Below are 15,913 nucleotides of genomic sequence, written 5' to 3'. Positions count from 1 at the left end.
CGGGCCGGTGATCACGGATCCAGGCGCGCTTTTCTGCGATCGTTCGCGCCGACGAGCCCCTTTAGAAACTCGATCTCAAGCGCCTGACGTCCAACAAGCCGCTCGAGTGCCGCGATCCGCGTCTCATATTCGGGCAACAGTTCTTCCTCGACGGCGTCATCGTCAAACTCACCGCGCTCGTATTTGTCGATCCAGATCGGGATCAGGGTGCGGCAAACACCGTATTTCTGGCTGAGCGCGCGCATTGACGCGCCATTGAAATAGGCCTCGACAATCTCGCGCTTCCTGGCCGTGCTGGGGCGTCGGTGTCTCTTCGTCATGGGGCTCTCCTTAACAGAACCCCGGCCCGGTCAATATCTCAGTGCTAAACTGTCCACCCTCAGGGGCGCACTCCACCAATGGCCGGTTTTTTCACCGGAATTGACAGCGGAAAACCTATTATGTTGTTTAAATAACTTGCTGTCAGCTATTTCGCGCCTTTCAATAATTCAGAGATTATGTGAGCAGCCAGATCAGGGTGCTTACGGACCAAATCTGCAATGGTCATTTGCTGAATGCTCTCTGTGTACCCTTCATTCTCGAATCGCTTCAGGTTTGCAATGAGGTGCCGTCGCCGTTCATCAGTCGGCTTTGCATAACTCTTGATTGTCGTATCCAGAGAGATGTGCGCCAAATTCGCCGACAACGCCAGGATCTCCTCAGGCGTCAAGCCGAATGAAAAATAGTGCGCCACGATGGACTTTCGCACATTGTGCGGAATGGCATAATCGACCCCGGCTTGATCGAATGCATCTTTGAACACTTTCCGAACCTGCTTCGGACCTTTCCACACGCTGAAATCAACAGAAGCAGGCACTGCTCCGTTCCTGATTGCCTGCAGGGTGGGCGTCTTGGGGAACAGGGCGGACTCCTCCGGGAAACTCAAAGATCTCAATTCTTCAACCCATTCGATAAAGTACTTTTCGGCAAGAGCGTCGATGGGAACAAAAAACACTTTTTCGGAACGGTCGCCTTTCATCCGCATCTGCGTAGCATCCGCATTAATGCATCTGCACTCAAGGTCGACGAGTTTCAGCAACACGGATGCTACGGAGTTGATACGAAGACCGGTCAGCAGGAATACGGATACTATTGCCCTGTTTCGCCGATCTACGAGGCTTGATCCCTCCATTTGCGCTAGCACCTGCTTCAGGTCAGCGATGTTAGCCACGCGTCGCTCTTTTGGATTTCGAATAAGCTTCCGGTCCTTGCGTGGCATGCCGAAATAGGAGATTGCATCGCGATCGATGCCTCGAAAACCCTTGCGGCCGGACAGCCATTCAAAGCAGATTCTGCAATCGCCGAGTATGTGCAAGACTGATGAGCGACTAAGCGGCTTGCCGGTTTGTTCGCTGATGGCATCTCTCAAATGATCCCGAAACTGGATGACCTGTTCGCCATCAAGTTTCGCGAAGTCGCGATGACCTGAGAAGACCTCGAAACGGGTCCATCCGTAAAGGATCGCATCGACGGTTGTCGTATCCCATCCCAGTCCTTGAACGAGGTGGCGCTGAAGTAGATATCGAATCCGTGCATTGCCAGGATTCTTGCCGATATCGTCTGTGAGGTCCGGAATGCACAAGTGCCGAGGCGTGTGACCAGCCACACTAGTGTGGGAATCCCTCTCGGTAGTTGACTCATAGCTCCTGTAAAACTCTTCGACCTGACGGGCACTGGCGAAACGATAGCAGGGTTTGAGGCATTTGGGACATGTTCCAGAAAGCTGGCCTGCGCCACGTTTTATCTCAACAAAACGTACTGTTTCTATTGGGCACCGCCTTGGACAACCGCACGAGTAACAAGGGAGTTCTCCGACCTCCAGCGGGCGTCTCGAATTCAGCCAGCGCTCATGATGGAAACGGTTCAATTCGCCGCCCGAAACGAGTATGCGCTTCTGATCGTCAATCGGCTTCAGACCAGCCTTGATCCAGTTGAGAGGTGTGTTTCGACTTACACCATAGAGTTCTCGGATGGCTTTCTGATCGTAAACCCAATGCTTCTTTGCCTTATGCGAAGAATGTAGACGACGAAAAGCCGGGCCGGATTTGGTGTGACTGGATGTGGTCGGTAAAATCAAAGATCCAGCGTCACATTCCTGGTCCTTGGTCACGGCTAATGCTCCAAGCCCTCTTCGTAAGCCTGGATGTCAGTTTCTCGCCATCGGGTCGTCCCGGGTGACAGCTTGACGGGTCGAGGAAATCCCGAACTATTTGCAGCCCAGCGCCAGATCGTTGCTTTCGCTACATGAAAACGCGTGCAAAGGTCACGAACGCTTAAATAGTTTTGGGGAGTAGGTCGTGGGCGGACATTCGGCGCCTGAACAGTCCGCGAGGGTGGTTTTTCCTCCCCTTCTGCGGCAGGAGCTTCACTTCCGATTGGAAATGAAGGTGCTGCTTGAGCCTGATCGAAACGAGGGATCTGATCAGAGCTATCAACAAGGAGTCTTGCTGTGCTCGAACTCAGATTTTCAAACAGCTCAGATTGTTGTGAATATGATGGTTTGCGCGACATGTGTGCTCCCATGCTGCAAAGCAGCGGTTGGAGCCACGCACATCCTGCGCTGAGGCTTCGTCAATCGATGACCTCAATCTGTCTGATTCGCTAACAGCCTGCAACACTCAGTCTTGTTGGAACGAGAAACAGCCAATTTACTGTCAACCTGTTTGCGGCTTATTGAGAGTGGAAGCTGAACTATGCTGTGGCGAATGTGGGTCTGAATGATGGTCTGACTAAAAATGCAATATAATGTGGCAATAATTACAATGTGTTAAAATACTTTCTGGCGGAGAGGGGGGGATTCGAACCCCCGATACGGTTGCCCGTATGCCGCATTTCGAGTGCGGTGCTTTCGACCACTCAGCCACCTCTCCTGAAGGCGCTTGTCGGCGTGTGGTCCGGCGCGGGCGCTGTCACAGGCACAAATCGGTTCGCGCACAAGCCCAAACTGCTCCGGAATCGCGCTTCTCGCCTTGACTTTGCAACCGCAGTCCCGTATCTGCGCGCTATCGATGGCGTAAGGGAACTTGCGCCATATGTTTTTGGCAGGATTGCGCGCACGCGTAAACCGCTGACGAAACGCCGAACGGAAAGGCTTCAAGCAAACCGGACGGCAACCCGAAACCGACTGGATAAAAAGACGGCTGGGCGATGCGCCACAAGCCGTACTGAACATGGAAAGGTAAAAGATGTTCGCAGTCATCAAGACAGGCGGTAAGCAGTACACCGTTTCCGCCGACGACCTGCTGAAGGTCGAGAAGCTTTCCGGCGAAGCCGGCGACACCGTGGAGTTCGGCGAAGTGCTGATGGTCGGAGAAGGCGCCGACGCCACGATCGGAACGCCCTTCGTGGACGGCGCCATGGTTACGGCGGAAGTCGTCGAGCAAGGCCGCGCCCGCAAGGTCATCGCCTTCAAGAAGCGCCGTCGCCAGAACTCGAAGCGCACGCGCGGTCATCGCCAGCACGAGACGACGATCCGCATCTCCGAGATCCTGACCGGAGGCGCAAAGCCGTCGAAGAAGGCTGCCGCCAAAAAGGCCGACAGCGCGCCCAAGGCCGAAGCCAAGGCTGCGCTGAAAAAGGAAGACGCCAAGTCCGAAGCCGCGGCTTTCACCGCGCCTGAAGGCGAGCCCGACGATCTGAAGAAGATCTCTGGCGTCGGCCCGGCTTTGGAAAAGAAGCTGCGTGCAGCAGGTGTGACCCAGTTCGCGCAGATCGCCGCATTCAGCAAGGAAGACATCGCGAAGCTCGACGACACGTTGAACTTCAAGGGCCGTATCGAGCGCGACGACTGGCTGGGCCAGGCGAAGGCTCTGGCCGAAGAAGCCAAGAAGTAATCGAGCGGGAAAAGGAGTAGACCAATGGCACACAAGAAAGCTGGCGGTTCGTCGCGCAACGGTCGCGATTCAGAATCCAAACGTCTCGGCGTGAAAAAGTTCGGCGGCGAAGCCGTGATTCCCGGCAACATTATCGTGCGTCAGCGCGGCACCAAATGGCATCCGGGCGAAGGCGTTGGCCTCGGCAAAGATCACACGATCTTCGCCACCGTGGAAGGCAATGTGACCTTCCGTCAAAAAGCAAACGGCCGCACGTATGTGTCCGTAATGCCGTATGCGGAAGCAGCGGAATAGCCGGTTAAAGTCTTAACAGCCGGCGTCTCATCGACCCGGCTGAGAAATCAGACCAAAAGTTCAAGGGAGATGGGGCGCCATCTCCCTTTTCCTTTGCAACTGGAGGTCTTGATCATGGGACAGCAAGAACGGGAAGATGAAAGCAGCAGTGACCGGGGCGGCTGCCCTGTTCTGGTCACCGACAGATTGGTGCTGAGAGCGCCGCACAAGGAAGACACCGACGCGATCGCGTGTCTCGCCAACAATGTGCAGGTCGCGACCATGGTGTCTCGCATGCCGCACCCCTATACGCGCAAGGACGCGGCGGAGTTCATCAAGCGAACGAAAACGGGGGCGCTCGGCAAATGTATCTATGCTGTGACGGACGCCGACAATGGCCGCTTTCTGGGCTGCTGCGGCGTCGAGCCCCAACAGGACGCGGTAACACTGGAACTCGGCTACTGGATCGGAGAGCCTTTTTGGGGGAAGGGTTATGCGACCGAAGCCGCCCACGCTGTCATCGACATGGCCTTCCGCACGCGGGATATCGAGTTCATCGATGTGCGCTGCCGGGTAACCAATCCGGGGTCTCGGCGGGTGATTCACAAATGCGGTTTCCAGTTCCAGGGCACCGGAATGGTGACGTCACTGGCGCTGGGGGCGTCCGTGCCGGTCGAATGGTACCGACTGGATCGCAAGACCTGGATTTCGCTCAGAAGCTGGGCCGCTGCGTGAAGCCGGTAAATCGGCGTTGCCCGCGACAATTGACGTTTGCGGGCAACGCTTTATCAAGAAGACCATGCGAATGGGCCGGCGACGTCACCGGCGCCTGACAAACGGAATGCTGAAACGATGAAATTTCTCGACCAGGCGAAGGTCTATATCCGGTCCGGCGACGGCGGCGCCGGCTCGGTCTCTTTCCGCCGGGAAAAATATATCGAGTTCGGCGGTCCGGACGGCGGCGACGGCGGACGCGGCGGCGATGTCTGGGTGGCGGCCGTCCAGGGTCTCAACACATTGATCGACTACCGCTACCAACAGCATTTCAAGGCGAAGACCGGCATGCACGGCATGGGCCGCAATCGAACCGGCGGCGGCGGCGCTGACGTGACGATGAAGGTTCCGGTCGGCACCCAGGTCTACGAGGAAGACAACGAGACGCTGATCTGCGACCTGACGGAGGAAGGCCAACGATTTCTCCTTGCAGCCGGCGGCAATGGCGGCTTCGGCAATGCGCATTTCAAGACCTCCGTCAACCAGGCGCCCAGACGCGCCAATCCCGGCCTGCCCGGCGTCGAAAAAACCATCTGGCTGCGTCTCAAGCTGATTGCCGACGCCGGATTGATCGGCCTTCCCAATGCCGGCAAGTCCACTTTTCTCGCAACCGTCACTCGCGCCCGGCCGAAGATCGCCAGTTACCCGTTCACGACGCTTCATCCCAATCTGGGAGTCGCGACGGTGGACAGCCACGAGTTCGTCATCGCCGATATTCCCGGACTGATCGAGGGCGCGCATCAGGGCGTGGGCATCGGCGACCGGTTTCTCGGCCACGTGGAGCGCACACGCGTGCTCCTGCATCTCGTCTCGGCGCAGGAGGAAGACGTCGCAGCCGCATGGAAGACGGTCCGCGCGGAGATCGAAGCCTACGGGCATGGCCTTTCCGACAAGCCGGAAATACTGGCGCTGTCGCAATGCGACATTCTCGACGATGACGAGCGGGCGCAAAAGAGCGAAGCGTTGCAGGCCGTTGCAGGCAAGGCTCCGCTGGTGCTATCTGCGGTGACCGGCGGAGGCATGACAGTAGCGCTGCGCGCATTGCGCGCCGCCATCGACCAGACGGTCAACGCCGATGAGTGACGTAACACACCGGACAATGATGGTTTGAGAATGGGCAAAAGGGGCAAGCAACTGCGCGAATACCGCAGGGTGGTCATAAAGATCGGCTCCGCCTTGCTGGTTGACCGCGCCCGCGGCCTGCGCCACGGCTGGCTGGAGGCGCTGTGCGCGGATATCGCCGCCCTGCACGCCACGGGCGTGGAGATCATTGTCGTCTCCTCCGGCGCCATCGCGCTTGGCCGCACCATCTTGCCCTCCGGATCCGCGCTCGCCAGGGCGAAGAGCCTGAGGCTCGAGGAAAGCCAGGCAGCCGCCGCCATCGGTCAGATCGCGCTCGCCAAGGCCTGGTCGGAAACGCTGTCCGCAAACGGCATCCTCGCCGGCCAGTTGTTGCTGACTCTGGAAGACACGCGCGCGCGCCGCAACTATCTCAACGCCCGCGCCACGATCGGGCAATTGCTGAAGCTCGGCGCTGTTCCCGTCATCAACGAAAACGACACGGTCGCCACCTCCGAGATCCGCTACGGCGACAATGACCGACTGGCGGCCCGCGTCGCAACCATGGCCGGCGCGGACTTGCTGGTGCTGTTATCGGATGTCGACGGGCTGTACACGGCGGCGCCGGGCGTCGACCCGCAGGCGCAGTTCATCGACTACGTGCCTGAAGTCACGGCCAGCGTTTTCGAAATGGCGGGCGACGCCGGATCGGAACTGTCGCGCGGCGGCATGAAGACGAAAATCGAGGCCGGCCGCATCGCGACCGGAGCCGGTTGCGCCATGATCATAGCGTCCGGCAAGGTGAATCACCCGATCGCCGCCATCGATGACTGTGCGCGCCACACCTTCTTTGCCGCGCGCAACGCCCATGTCACCGCGCGCAAGACCTGGATCGCGGGCCAACTGCAGCCGGCCGGCGTCTTTACCATCGACGAGGGCGCCGCTGCGGCGCTGCTTTCCGGCAAAAGCCTGCTTCCGGCGGGCGTGAGACACATCGACGGCAGTTTTGAGCGCGGCGACACGATTGTCATCCGCAATCTCGAAGGCAGGGAAATTGCCCGGGGACTTTCCGCCTATGGCGCCGAAGAGGCCACTCGGATCGCAGGCCGTAAATCGTCCGAGATCATCGAGATTCTCGGCTATGCAGGCCGCACCGCGATGATCCACCGCGACGACATGGTGTTGACAGTCGGTGATTTAGCAACGAATGAAGACGGTTGAGAAGTAAGGGAGCGAGAGGATGCTGGAACATTCGGCAAGCCGCGGCGACATCGCCGAACTGATGGCGACCCTCGGCAGGAACGCCAAGCAAGCCAGCGCAAGGTTTGCAACCGCGCCGACCGCCGCCAAGGACAGCGCGCTTGACGCCATGGCCGACGCCATTCTCGCCGGCCGCGACAATATCCTGGCCGCCAATGCGATCGACATGAAAAACGCAGAGGAGGCCGACATGACCCCCTCCTTTCGCGACCGGCTGAAGCTGGACGCCGCTCGGGTGACGGCGATGGCGGAAGGCATCCGGGCGATAAGAGACCTCAAGGACCCGGTCGGCGACGTGATTGCCGAATGGTCGCGGCCGAATGGCCTGAAGATCGAGCGCGTGCGCACGCCGCTCGGCGTCATCGGCGTGATCTATGAAAGCCGCCCGAACGTGACGGCCGACGCCGGCGCGCTGTGCCTGAAGGCCGGCAACGCGGTGATCCTGCGCGGCGGCTCGGATTCGATCAATTCGTCGACAGCCATCCATGATTGTCTTGTCGAAGGGCTCAAAAGGGCGGGACTTCCCGAACATGCGATCCAGATCGTGCCGACAACGGATCGCGCGGCGGTTGGCGAGATGCTGAAAGGGCTCGACGGCGCCATCGACGTGATCGTGCCGCGCGGCGGCCGAAGCCTGGTGGAACGTGTACAGACCGAAGCGCGTGTGCCCGTCTTCGCGCATCTGGAAGGCCTGTGCCACGTCTATGTGGACAGATCAGCCGATGTAGACATGGCGGTGAAGATCACGGAGAATTCGAAACTCCGCCGCACCGGCATATGCGGAGCGGCGGAAACGCTGCTCGTCGACCGGTCCGCCGCTGACACGCATCTGACGCCTGTCCTGTCGGCCCTGGCGGAAGCTGGCTGCGAGATCCGAGGCTCGGAAGAGGTCTGCGCCCGGTTCGACAAGGCGAAACCGGTGACCGAGGCCGACTGGTCGACGGAATATCTCGACGCGATCATCTCCGTCGCGCTTGTCGACGGCGTCGACGGCGCGATCGACCACATCGCCCGCTGGTCATCGAACCACACCGAGGCGGTGATCGCCGAGGATCCGGCCGTGGTGGAACGTTTCTTCAACGAGATCGATTCGGCGATCCTGCTGCACAACGCCTCGACTCAATTCGCCGACGGCGGTGAATTCGGCATGGGCGCCGAAATCGGCATCGCCACCGGCAAGATGCATGCCCGAGGACCGGTGGGCGTCGAGCAGCTCACCTCGTTCAAATATCGCGTCCGGGGTTCCGGACAGACGCGTCCCTGAGCCGGTGACGGCGAATTCCGACCTGACGCAGGCCATGCGCACGCCTCATGCCGAAAGAGGCATGGCCGTTGGCCTGTTCGGAGGATCGTTCAACCCGCCGCACGCCGGTCATGCGCTTGTAGCGGAGACGGCGTTGCGCCGCCTGCGCCTCGACCAGCTCTGGTGGATGATCACGCCGGGCAATCCGCTGAAAAACACCGCTGATCTGGCCGGCATGGCCGAGAGACTGCAATGGTGCAGGGAGATTGTCGACAATCCGCGAATCCGGTTCACCACCTTCGAGGCGGCCCATAATTTCCGGTATACGGAAGGGACCCTGCGCTACCTGCGTAGCCGCAACACCGGGGTCAATTTCGTATGGATCATGGGCGCCGACAGTCTGGCTGGGTTTCACCGCTGGCAAAACTGGCGCAACATCGCCGAAACCGTGCCGATCGCTGTCTTCGACCGGCCCGGCTCAACGCTGGCGTACCTGTCTTCGCGCATGGCCAAAACCTATGATTTTGCGCGGGTCGACGAAGACGACGCAGCGCTTCTGGCGCGCATGAAACCACCGGCCTGGACCTTCATCCATGGACCGCGATCAGCGCTTTCATCAACCGCGATTCGCAAGGACGGGGCCGATCCGAACGGTCTGTGACGGCGCGAAAATTCGTCAATTGCGAGAAAATCGAAAGATTTCATGCAAATTCGTGATAGCCACCGTCTTGAAACCTTAACAAAACCATGGCTATTCTTGTCCCATGATTTGCGATGCGGCTGTCATGCAGAGCAGGTTTCGACCCTCCCCTTACAATCAAGTAGCGGAGACCGGCCTTGTGCGGCAGGTATTGAGTCCCATATTGCAAATCTGAAGAGGTTGTTCTGTTACAGAAAGGAAAAACACTGAGAACAGCACAAAGCAAGAGAAGTATCGCTGATATTTCCTCTACCGTCATGGAGAGTGGCGCCGCCGCCCGACATGCGTTGAAACTGGTCCTCGCCAGCCTCGAGGAATCCAAATCGGAAGACGTCGTCTCCATCGACATTACGGGCAAGTCCGCGCTGGGCGACTACATGGTGGTCGCGTCGGGACGGTCGAGCCGTCATGTCACGGCGATCTGCGACCATCTGCTTCGCGACATGAAATCCGCCGGATACGGGAATCTCCGTGTCGAGGGATTGTCTACAGGCGACTGGGTGTTGATCGACACCGGCGACATCATCATTCACGTGTTCCGTCCCGAAATCCGGGAGTTCTACAATATCGAGAAATTGTGGATGGCTCCGGACATCGAGGAAGGCACAGTCCACTAGGCATGCCAGTGGACGCAAATCGCTGGCTTATCCAAGCGTAAGCGAGGCTGAATGCGGGTGACAATTTGCGCCGTGGGCCGGCTGAAATCCGGCCCCGAAAAAGATCTTTCAGCGCGCTATATCGACCGGTTCGCGAAATTCGGCCCCTCGCAAGGTCTGGACTTCAATCGGGTGATCGAATTGCCGGAAAGTCGAGCGTCCAACGCAAATACACGCATGCGCGACGAATCCGCAGCAATCGCGGCCGCCCTGCCCGGCGACAGCCTGCTTGTCGTCCTAGACGAACGGGGCAAGACGCCAGGTTCCGAACAATTCGCGAAAATGCTGGGAACTTGGCGCGACGCCGGACGCCGCGATCTTGCAATCGCGATCGGCGGCGCAGACGGGCACGACGAAGCCTTGCGATCGAGAGCCGACGCCGTTTTATCCTTTGGCCGCATGACATGGCCGCATCAGGTCGTGCGGATACTGCTTGCCGAACAGCTCTATCGCGCGGCGACGATCCTTGCAGGCCATCCCTATCACCGCTCCTGACGCAGTGTTGGCGGCTGCCCGCAGGATGCAGGTTTTGCGTCTTTTCAACCCTGCCTTATCCATGCCACGCTTGACTGTCACAGGCAAAAGTCAGAGCGTGTTCTGATCTTCATTCACGGCCAGACCATTCGGCTCCTAAGATTATTGCAAAGTTTCGTAGATGCGGTCTTCGGCAGGCAACAGCAACGGATCAGGCAGAAGCGGGTTCGGCACCATCCGGACCATCGCTTTGCTGCTTGTTTTCGGCCTGTCGCCGGCATTAGCGCCTCCCGTCGCCGCCCGGGACGGCGCTCAGCCGACGGATGAGCCGGCTGGCGAGATCGAAACCCTCGAAAAACAGCAGGTGGAAGGCCGCGAGCGGCTGGAACAGATCAAGGCCGACATCGATGTGTCGGAGCAACGTCGCGCTGAGCTCGAGCAGGAAATCGCGTCGCTCAAGCACGACCAGGCCTCGCTGCGCACAGCGCTGCTGCAAAGCGCGAAAACGCAAAAGAAACTGTCCGACGACATATCGGACGGCGAAAAGAGGCTTGTTGCGCTTGCCGGGCGCCAGGAAGCAATCAGAGCGTCGCTGCGATCGCGCAAGGCGATCCTGGCTGAAGTTCTCGCCGCCTTGCAGCGGATGGGGCGCAACCCCCCGCCGGCCATCCTGATCAGCCCTGACGACGCTCTTTCCTCGGTGCGCAGCGCCATTTTGCTTGGCGCAGTGGTGCCCGAAATTCGCGAGGAAACCGGCAAGCTGGTGGCTGATCTGGAGGAACTGACGGAGATTCACGCCTCAATCGCCAATGAGCGTGAACGGTTGATTGCGACGCTTGGCGAGCAGGCCGAGGAAGAGGAAAAACTGAACCTGCTGCTTGAGGAAAAGAACCGGCTCGCGACAGCGCGCAATGACAGGCTGGACGAAGAACGTCGCAAGGCCGAGGAACTGGCGATGCGGGCGAGCAGCCTGAACGATCTGATCGCCTCGCTTGGCAGCGAGATTGAATCAGCCCGCGAGGCCGCCGAGCAGGCCCGGCTTGCCGAAATCCGTCGCTTGGAGGAAACCGAACGCCGCCGCGAGAAACTGAAGGCCCGTAAACGCGAGGGAGACCCTGATATCGAGCGCATGGCTCCCGCCTACGCGTTTTCGGAATTGTCGGAAAGCCTTGAATTGCCGGTCAGGGGCGAAGTCACGGCCAGTTGGGGCGACGATGACGGAACCGGCAACGAATTGATGGGAACCATGGTTTCGGCGCAACCGGACGCTTTGGTCACCTCGCCTGCGGACGGCTGGGTCGTCTATGCCGGCAATTTCCGATCCTACGGACAATTGCTGATTCTCAACGTCGGCGAGGAGTACAATCTCGTTCTCGCCGGCATGGGCCGCATCGACGCCTCCATCGGCCAGTTCGTCGTCGCCGGCGAACCCGTCGGCCGCATGAGTTCACGAAGACTTGCGGCAAGGGGCGCTTTGAGTCTGGCGTCGGATGCCCCGACGCTCTACATTGAATTCAGAAAAGATGGCAAACCCATCGATCCCGGCCCATGGTGGGTCAAGTCTCCTTCGGGAAGGATAAGCAATGATTCGTAAGGTATCTCTTTTAGCTGCCGGCGCTGTGATGGGCGCTATGTCCGTCGCCGGTCTGCAATATGCGGGAACGACGGCGGTCGCAGCCAATTCCGACACCTACAAGCAGCTCTCCATTTTCGGCGAAGTTTTCGAAAGGGTGCGGGCGAATTACGTCAAGCCGCCAGACGAGGGCGATCTGGTTGAAAACGCCATCAACGGCATGCTGACTTCCCTCGACCCGCATTCGAGCTACCTCAACGCCAAGGACGCGCTGGATATGCGCACCCAGACCCGTGGCGAATTCGGCGGGCTCGGCATCGAGGTGACGCTCGACCAGGACAGCGAACTGGTCAAGGTCATCACGCCGATCGACGATACGCCGGCCCACAAGGCGGGCGTACTTGCCGGCGACCTGATTTCCGAGATCGACGGTGAGCCGGTGCGCGGCCTGACCCTCAGCCAGGCGGTCGACAAGATGCGCGGCGCGGTTGGCACGAACATCAAGTTGACGATCCTGCGCGAAGGCGCAGACGCGCCGATCGACATCGACATCGAGCGCGACATCATCAAGATCAAGGCGGTGAAGTTCCGCGCCGAAGACGATATCGGCTATATTCGCCTCATCTCATTCACCGAGAAGACCTATGACGACCTGGACAATGCGATCAAGGAACTCAAGGAGCAGATTCCGGAAGACAAGCTCAAGGGTTACGTCCTCGATCTGAGGCTCAATCCGGGCGGCTTGCTGGATCAGGCGATCAGCGTGTCCGACGCCTTCCTTGACCGCGGAGAGATCGTTTCGACGCGCGGACGCAATCCTGACGAGACGCGGCGCTACAATTCGCGACCGGGCGATCTGACGGGCGGCAAGCCTGTCGTGGTGCTTGTCAACGGCGGATCGGCAAGCGCGTCCGAGATCGTAGCCGGCGCTTTGCAGGATCATCACCGCGCGACTATCGTCGGCACCCGGTCGTTCGGCAAGGGCTCGGTACAGACGATCATCCCGCTCGGCGAAAACGGCGCTTTGCGCCTGACCACGGCGCTTTATTACACGCCATCCGGCACCTCCATTCAGGGGTCCGGCATCGAGCCCGAGATCATCGTCGAACAGCCGCTGCCCAACGACCTCAAGGGACGCGTACGTGAAACCGGTGAATCCGAATTGCGCGGCCATATCGAAGGCGATAACGAAACCGACGAAGGTTCCGGATCGATCGCTTACGTGCCGCCGGAAGCCGAGGACGACGAGCAGCTCAAATATGCGCTGAAGCTCATTCGCGGCGAAATCACCAATCCGGCCTATCCTCCGAAGTCCGATCAGGCGGCCGCCATTCAGATGGACAAGGAAGAGGCTCCGGCCACGACTGAATAAGGCTTTTGGCGGCGGGTGGCGTTGATCAACCCACCCGCCGTCTTATTGCAGTTGCCAAATCATCATCGCCCGTGGATTGTGTCGGAACAGCGAATCATCGACACTTCCGTACGACTCCCTTGAACAGCGATTCCGAAATCAACAAGCCATTGGGTCAGGACCGTCCGGAGCGGAGACGAACTGTCGCTATTCCGGGGAGCCCTGGAGCGTGGTTGACCGGAGTTCTGTGTTTGGCGGTCATCGCCGCCTCTACCGCGACCGCTCTCCATCGCCCTTCCCTTCGCGACCAGTCCATGGCGACAGCGCCCATGGCTCCCGCGACGGACATCGTCAGCACCGTTGTCGAGGGAGCGGAGTTGAAATCGGACTCGACCATCTTTCAAAGCGGCGAATCCGGAGCCGATGTGGAGACGATCCGCAATGGCGACGGAAGCATCGTGACGAAGGTCACGCCGCTCGACCGCCCGAAGGACGGGCCGGTGATCCTGACCGGCGCCCGCGCCATCGGCCAAAGCACACACATGGCGCATCTGCCGATCCCGGAGCTGCTGGAGCCGGGAAAACATGGCGATCTGCCTGTTATCGGCCCGGACGGGAAGAAACCGTTAGACGCCTATGCGCGTCCCTGGTCGGAGGCGCGGGGCACGCGGATCGCCATCGTTGTCGGCGGCCTGGGCGTCAGCCAGACCGGAACCCAGTATGCAATACGAATGCTGCCGGAAGGCGTGACCCTGGCGTTTGCTGCGAGCGGCAACAGCCTGCAGCGCTGGCTGCAGGAGGCCAGGCGCGGCAACCACGAGGTTCTGCTGCAGATTCCCTTCGAACCCTTCGGCTATCCGTCAACGGACCCGGGTCCGCATACGCTGGTCACAGAAGACGGGACGAGGCAGAACATTGACGATCTGCACTGGGCGCTCGGCCGAATCACCAACTATACAGGCGTCATGAATTTCATGGGATCCCGCTTCCTGTCCGATCCGGACGCCATCGAACCGGTGTTGCAGGATATCGCCGGACGCGGCATCCTCTTCCTCGACGACGGCACGTCGGCGCAATCGCTGGCGGGCGTCGTGTCGCAATCTGTTGGCGTTCCGTTCGCACAGGCAGACATGGTGGTGGACCAGAAATTGTCGAAAGACGTCATCATGGAGCGCCTCGACGAGGTTGAAAGGATCGCCCGGAGAAACGGTGAAGCCATAGCTGTTGCTTCCGCCTTCGAAGTCAGCGTGGACGCTGTGGCCGCATGGATCGGGGAAGTCGAGCGGCGGGGCGTGGAAATCGTTCCGGTCTCGGCGCTCGTTGAACACTGAAGAGGACAGCATTCGTGTCACAGGACAAGCACGCAGATATGCCCTATCGCCCGTGTGTGGGCGCAATGGTGTTGAATAGCGAAGGGCAGGTGTGGATTGGACGGCGCGTCAACGACGTCAACAGCGAGGTGACGCCCGACATGCTGCAACTCTGGCAGATGCCCCAGGGCGGAATCGACAAACGGGAAGACCCGCTCGAAGCTGCCAAGCGCGAACTCTACGAGGAAACCGGCATCCGCAGCGTTTCGCTGCTGGCGCAAGCGCCCGACTGGATTAATTATGATTTGCCCAAAGACAAGATAGGCGTCGCGCTGAAGGGCAAGTATCGCGGACAGACGCAACGCTGGTTCGCCTTCCGATTTGAAGGAGACGAGAGCGAGATTGCGATCAATCCGCCGCCGGACGGACATGATGCGGAGTTCGATGATTGGCGCTGGGCGCCAATGCGGGACCTCCCGGACATGGTCGTGCCGTTCAAGCGCAAGGTTTATGAAGACGTCGTCGCGGCCTTCGCCCATCTGGTCGAGCCGGCAAAATGAGATGCATCGGCGTGCTCGGCGGCATGAGCTGGGAATCCACCGCCCTCTATTACCGGCTCATGAACGAGGAGACGAAGGCGCGGCTCGGCGGACTGCATTCCGCGCGGATTGTCATGCATTCGGTCGATTTCCAGGACATCGAGACGCTCCAGCATGCCGGCGATTGGGATGGCGCCGGCGATATCCTCTGCGAAGCGGCGGTCGGACTGAAGAGGGCCGGTGCGGAATTCCTGGTGATCGCCACCAACACGATGCACAAACTCGCCGACCGGATCGAGAGGGCCTCTGGCCTTCCGGTTCTTCATATCGCCGAGCCGACCGGCGCAGCTCTTGTGACTGACGGCGTCAAGCGCGTGGCCCTTCTCGGAACGCGGTTTACGATGGAAGAAGATTTCTACCGGTCCTATCTCGAGCGCCGGTTCGCACTGGGCGTAACAGTGCCGGAGGCCGACGATCGCGCCGCTATTCATCGCATCATATACGAGGAACTGTGCCGGGGCGTCGTAACCGAAGCCTCCCAAGAGGCGTTCGCTGAATGCATCGGGCGGCTGAAACAGACCGGCTCCGAGGCCGTCATCCTCGGATGCACGGAAATCACCATGGTTGTTGATCCCGCTAGTAGCGCGCTGCCCGTCTACGACACGACAGCGCTGCACGCAAAGGCGGCCGTCGCCCGGGCTCTGTCCTAGAGCATCGTGTGCTTTGAGTGAATCAGGGATGCTTCCAATTGTGCCGGCGGTGTGATTCTTTGGGTCGAGGAGATGATTCGATGACCCATGCACTTTCCAGTGACCTTCGCCGGCGTGTA

16 protein-coding genes and 1 tRNA gene are annotated in these 15,913 nt (G+C 59.7%); 14 read left to right on the top strand and 3 right to left on the bottom strand.

Going from position 1 to position 15,913, the window contains the following annotated elements:
• Positions 1-11: 11 nt before the first annotated feature.
• The 3 genes from AAFN47_RS26075 to AAFN47_RS26065 all read right to left on the bottom strand — a co-directional run bounded on the left by AAFN47_RS26075 (position 12) and on the right by AAFN47_RS26065 (position 2,909).
• Positions 12-320, bottom strand: coding sequence for a transposase (locus tag AAFN47_RS26075; RefSeq protein ID WP_499812157.1), 309 nt, complete (start codon positions 318-320; stop codon positions 12-14).
• 146 nt (positions 321-466) lie between these two features.
• Complete coding sequence (locus tag AAFN47_RS26070) at positions 467-2,149, bottom strand: tyrosine-type recombinase/integrase (RefSeq protein ID WP_499812156.1); 1,683 nt, start codon at positions 2,147-2,149, stop codon at positions 467-469.
• A 670-nt stretch (positions 2,150-2,819) separates the two neighbouring features.
• Positions 2,820-2,909: transfer RNA gene (locus AAFN47_RS26065), tRNA-Ser, on the bottom strand.
• Positions 2,910-3,224: 315 nt separating this feature from the next.
• On the opposite strand from AAFN47_RS26065, the gene AAFN47_RS26060 reads away from it, so the two are divergent.
• The 14 genes from AAFN47_RS26060 (at position 3,225) to AAFN47_RS25995 (ending at position 15,794) form a co-directional block, all read left to right on the top strand.
• Positions 3,225-3,872 carry a 50S ribosomal protein L21 gene (locus AAFN47_RS26060; protein ID WP_499812155.1) on the top strand — a complete coding sequence of 216 codons (648 nt, stop codon included), beginning with the start codon at positions 3,225-3,227 and terminating at the stop codon, positions 3,870-3,872.
• A 24-nt stretch (positions 3,873-3,896) separates the two neighbouring features.
• Positions 3,897-4,166: a 50S ribosomal protein L27 gene (gene rpmA / locus AAFN47_RS26055; protein ID WP_499812154.1), complete on the top strand. Its 270-nt coding sequence runs from the start codon at positions 3,897-3,899 to the stop codon at positions 4,164-4,166.
• Between the two features lie 114 nt (positions 4,167-4,280).
• Positions 4,281-4,880: a GNAT family N-acetyltransferase gene (locus AAFN47_RS26050; protein WP_499812153.1), complete on the top strand. Its 600-nt coding sequence runs from the start codon at positions 4,281-4,283 to the stop codon at positions 4,878-4,880.
• Positions 4,881-4,997: 117 nt separating this feature from the next.
• Positions 4,998-6,002 carry a GTPase ObgE gene (obgE, locus tag AAFN47_RS26045; protein WP_499812152.1) on the top strand — a complete coding sequence of 335 codons (1,005 nt, stop codon included), beginning with the start codon at positions 4,998-5,000 and terminating at the stop codon, positions 6,000-6,002.
• A gap of 30 nt (positions 6,003-6,032) precedes the next feature.
• A complete protein-coding gene (gene proB / locus AAFN47_RS26040; RefSeq protein WP_499812191.1) occupies positions 6,033-7,199 on the top strand; it encodes a glutamate 5-kinase in 1,167 nt (388 codons plus the stop codon).
• A 19-nt stretch (positions 7,200-7,218) separates the two neighbouring features.
• Positions 7,219-8,502, top strand: a complete 1,284-nt coding sequence (locus AAFN47_RS26035) for a glutamate-5-semialdehyde dehydrogenase (RefSeq protein WP_499812151.1) — start codon at positions 7,219-7,221, stop codon at positions 8,500-8,502.
• 34 nt (positions 8,503-8,536) lie between these two features.
• On the top strand, positions 8,537-9,142 hold the full coding sequence (locus AAFN47_RS26030; protein ID WP_499812190.1) for a nicotinate-nucleotide adenylyltransferase: 606 nt from the start codon (positions 8,537-8,539) through the stop codon (positions 9,140-9,142).
• 272 nt (positions 9,143-9,414) lie between these two features.
• Positions 9,415-9,798: a ribosome silencing factor gene (gene rsfS, locus AAFN47_RS26025; protein WP_499812189.1), complete on the top strand. Its 384-nt coding sequence runs from the start codon at positions 9,415-9,417 to the stop codon at positions 9,796-9,798.
• Between the two features lie 51 nt (positions 9,799-9,849).
• Positions 9,850-10,332: a 23S rRNA (pseudouridine(1915)-N(3))-methyltransferase RlmH gene (gene rlmH, locus AAFN47_RS26020; protein WP_499812150.1), complete on the top strand. Its 483-nt coding sequence runs from the start codon at positions 9,850-9,852 to the stop codon at positions 10,330-10,332.
• A 160-nt stretch (positions 10,333-10,492) separates the two neighbouring features.
• Positions 10,493-11,905: a murein hydrolase activator EnvC family protein gene (locus AAFN47_RS26015; RefSeq protein WP_499812149.1), complete on the top strand. Its 1,413-nt coding sequence runs from the start codon at positions 10,493-10,495 to the stop codon at positions 11,903-11,905.
• Positions 11,895-13,256 carry a S41 family peptidase gene (locus AAFN47_RS26010; protein ID WP_499812148.1) on the top strand — a complete coding sequence of 454 codons (1,362 nt, stop codon included), beginning with the start codon at positions 11,895-11,897 and terminating at the stop codon, positions 13,254-13,256. Before AAFN47_RS26015 ends, AAFN47_RS26010 begins: the two co-directional genes overlap by 11 nt.
• Before the next feature lie 230 nt (positions 13,257-13,486).
• On the top strand, positions 13,487-14,566 hold the full coding sequence (locus tag AAFN47_RS26005; protein ID WP_499812147.1) for a divergent polysaccharide deacetylase family protein: 1,080 nt from the start codon (positions 13,487-13,489) through the stop codon (positions 14,564-14,566).
• 38 nt (positions 14,567-14,604) lie between these two features.
• Entirely contained in the window at positions 14,605-15,105 is a 501-nt protein-coding gene (locus AAFN47_RS26000) for an RNA pyrophosphohydrolase (RefSeq protein WP_499812188.1), read from the top strand.
• Positions 15,102-15,794, top strand: coding sequence for an aspartate/glutamate racemase family protein (locus AAFN47_RS25995; protein WP_499812146.1), 693 nt, complete (start codon positions 15,102-15,104; stop codon positions 15,792-15,794). The genes AAFN47_RS26000 and AAFN47_RS25995 overlap by 4 nt, the downstream gene beginning before the upstream one ends.
• Positions 15,795-15,913 lie beyond the last annotated feature (119 nt).

This window comes from Hoeflea sp. CAU 1731 (assembly GCF_039888615.1).
GTDB lineage: Bacteria > Pseudomonadota > Alphaproteobacteria > Rhizobiales > Rhizobiaceae > Flavimaribacter.
The sequence above is the reverse complement of the archived record's forward strand: the minus strand, read 5'-3'. Positions and strand labels throughout refer to the sequence as shown.

What these genes read in the sequence shown, in the direction of transcription:
- proB (WP_499812191.1), top strand. Translation starts at nt 6,033, where the DNA reads ATGGGCAAAAGGGGCAAGCAACTGCGCGAATACCGCAGGGTGGTCATA.
- AAFN47_RS26060 (WP_499812155.1), top strand. Translation starts at nt 3,225, where the DNA reads ATGTTCGCAGTCATCAAGACAGGCGGTAAGCAGTACACCGTTTCCGCC.
- AAFN47_RS26010 (WP_499812148.1), top strand. Translation starts at nt 11,895, where the DNA reads ATGATTCGTAAGGTATCTCTTTTAGCTGCCGGCGCTGTGATGGGCGCT.
- rpmA (WP_499812154.1), top strand. Translation starts at nt 3,897, where the DNA reads ATGGCACACAAGAAAGCTGGCGGTTCGTCGCGCAACGGTCGCGATTCA.
- AAFN47_RS26030 (WP_499812190.1), top strand. Translation starts at nt 8,537, where the DNA reads ATGCGCACGCCTCATGCCGAAAGAGGCATGGCCGTTGGCCTGTTCGGA.
- AAFN47_RS25995 (WP_499812146.1), top strand. Translation starts at nt 15,102, where the DNA reads ATGAGATGCATCGGCGTGCTCGGCGGCATGAGCTGGGAATCCACCGCC.
- AAFN47_RS26075 (WP_499812157.1), bottom strand. Translation starts at nt 320, where the DNA reads ATGACGAAGAGACACCGACGCCCCAGCACGGCCAGGAAGCGCGAGATT.
- AAFN47_RS26000 (WP_499812188.1), top strand. Translation starts at nt 14,605, where the DNA reads ATGCCCTATCGCCCGTGTGTGGGCGCAATGGTGTTGAATAGCGAAGGG.
- AAFN47_RS26015 (WP_499812149.1), top strand. Translation starts at nt 10,493, where the DNA reads ATGCGGTCTTCGGCAGGCAACAGCAACGGATCAGGCAGAAGCGGGTTC.
- AAFN47_RS26035 (WP_499812151.1), top strand. Translation starts at nt 7,219, where the DNA reads ATGCTGGAACATTCGGCAAGCCGCGGCGACATCGCCGAACTGATGGCG.
- AAFN47_RS26050 (WP_499812153.1), top strand. Translation starts at nt 4,281, where the DNA reads ATGGGACAGCAAGAACGGGAAGATGAAAGCAGCAGTGACCGGGGCGGC.
- rlmH (WP_499812150.1), top strand. Translation starts at nt 9,850, where the DNA reads ATGCGGGTGACAATTTGCGCCGTGGGCCGGCTGAAATCCGGCCCCGAA.
- obgE (WP_499812152.1), top strand. Translation starts at nt 4,998, where the DNA reads ATGAAATTTCTCGACCAGGCGAAGGTCTATATCCGGTCCGGCGACGGC.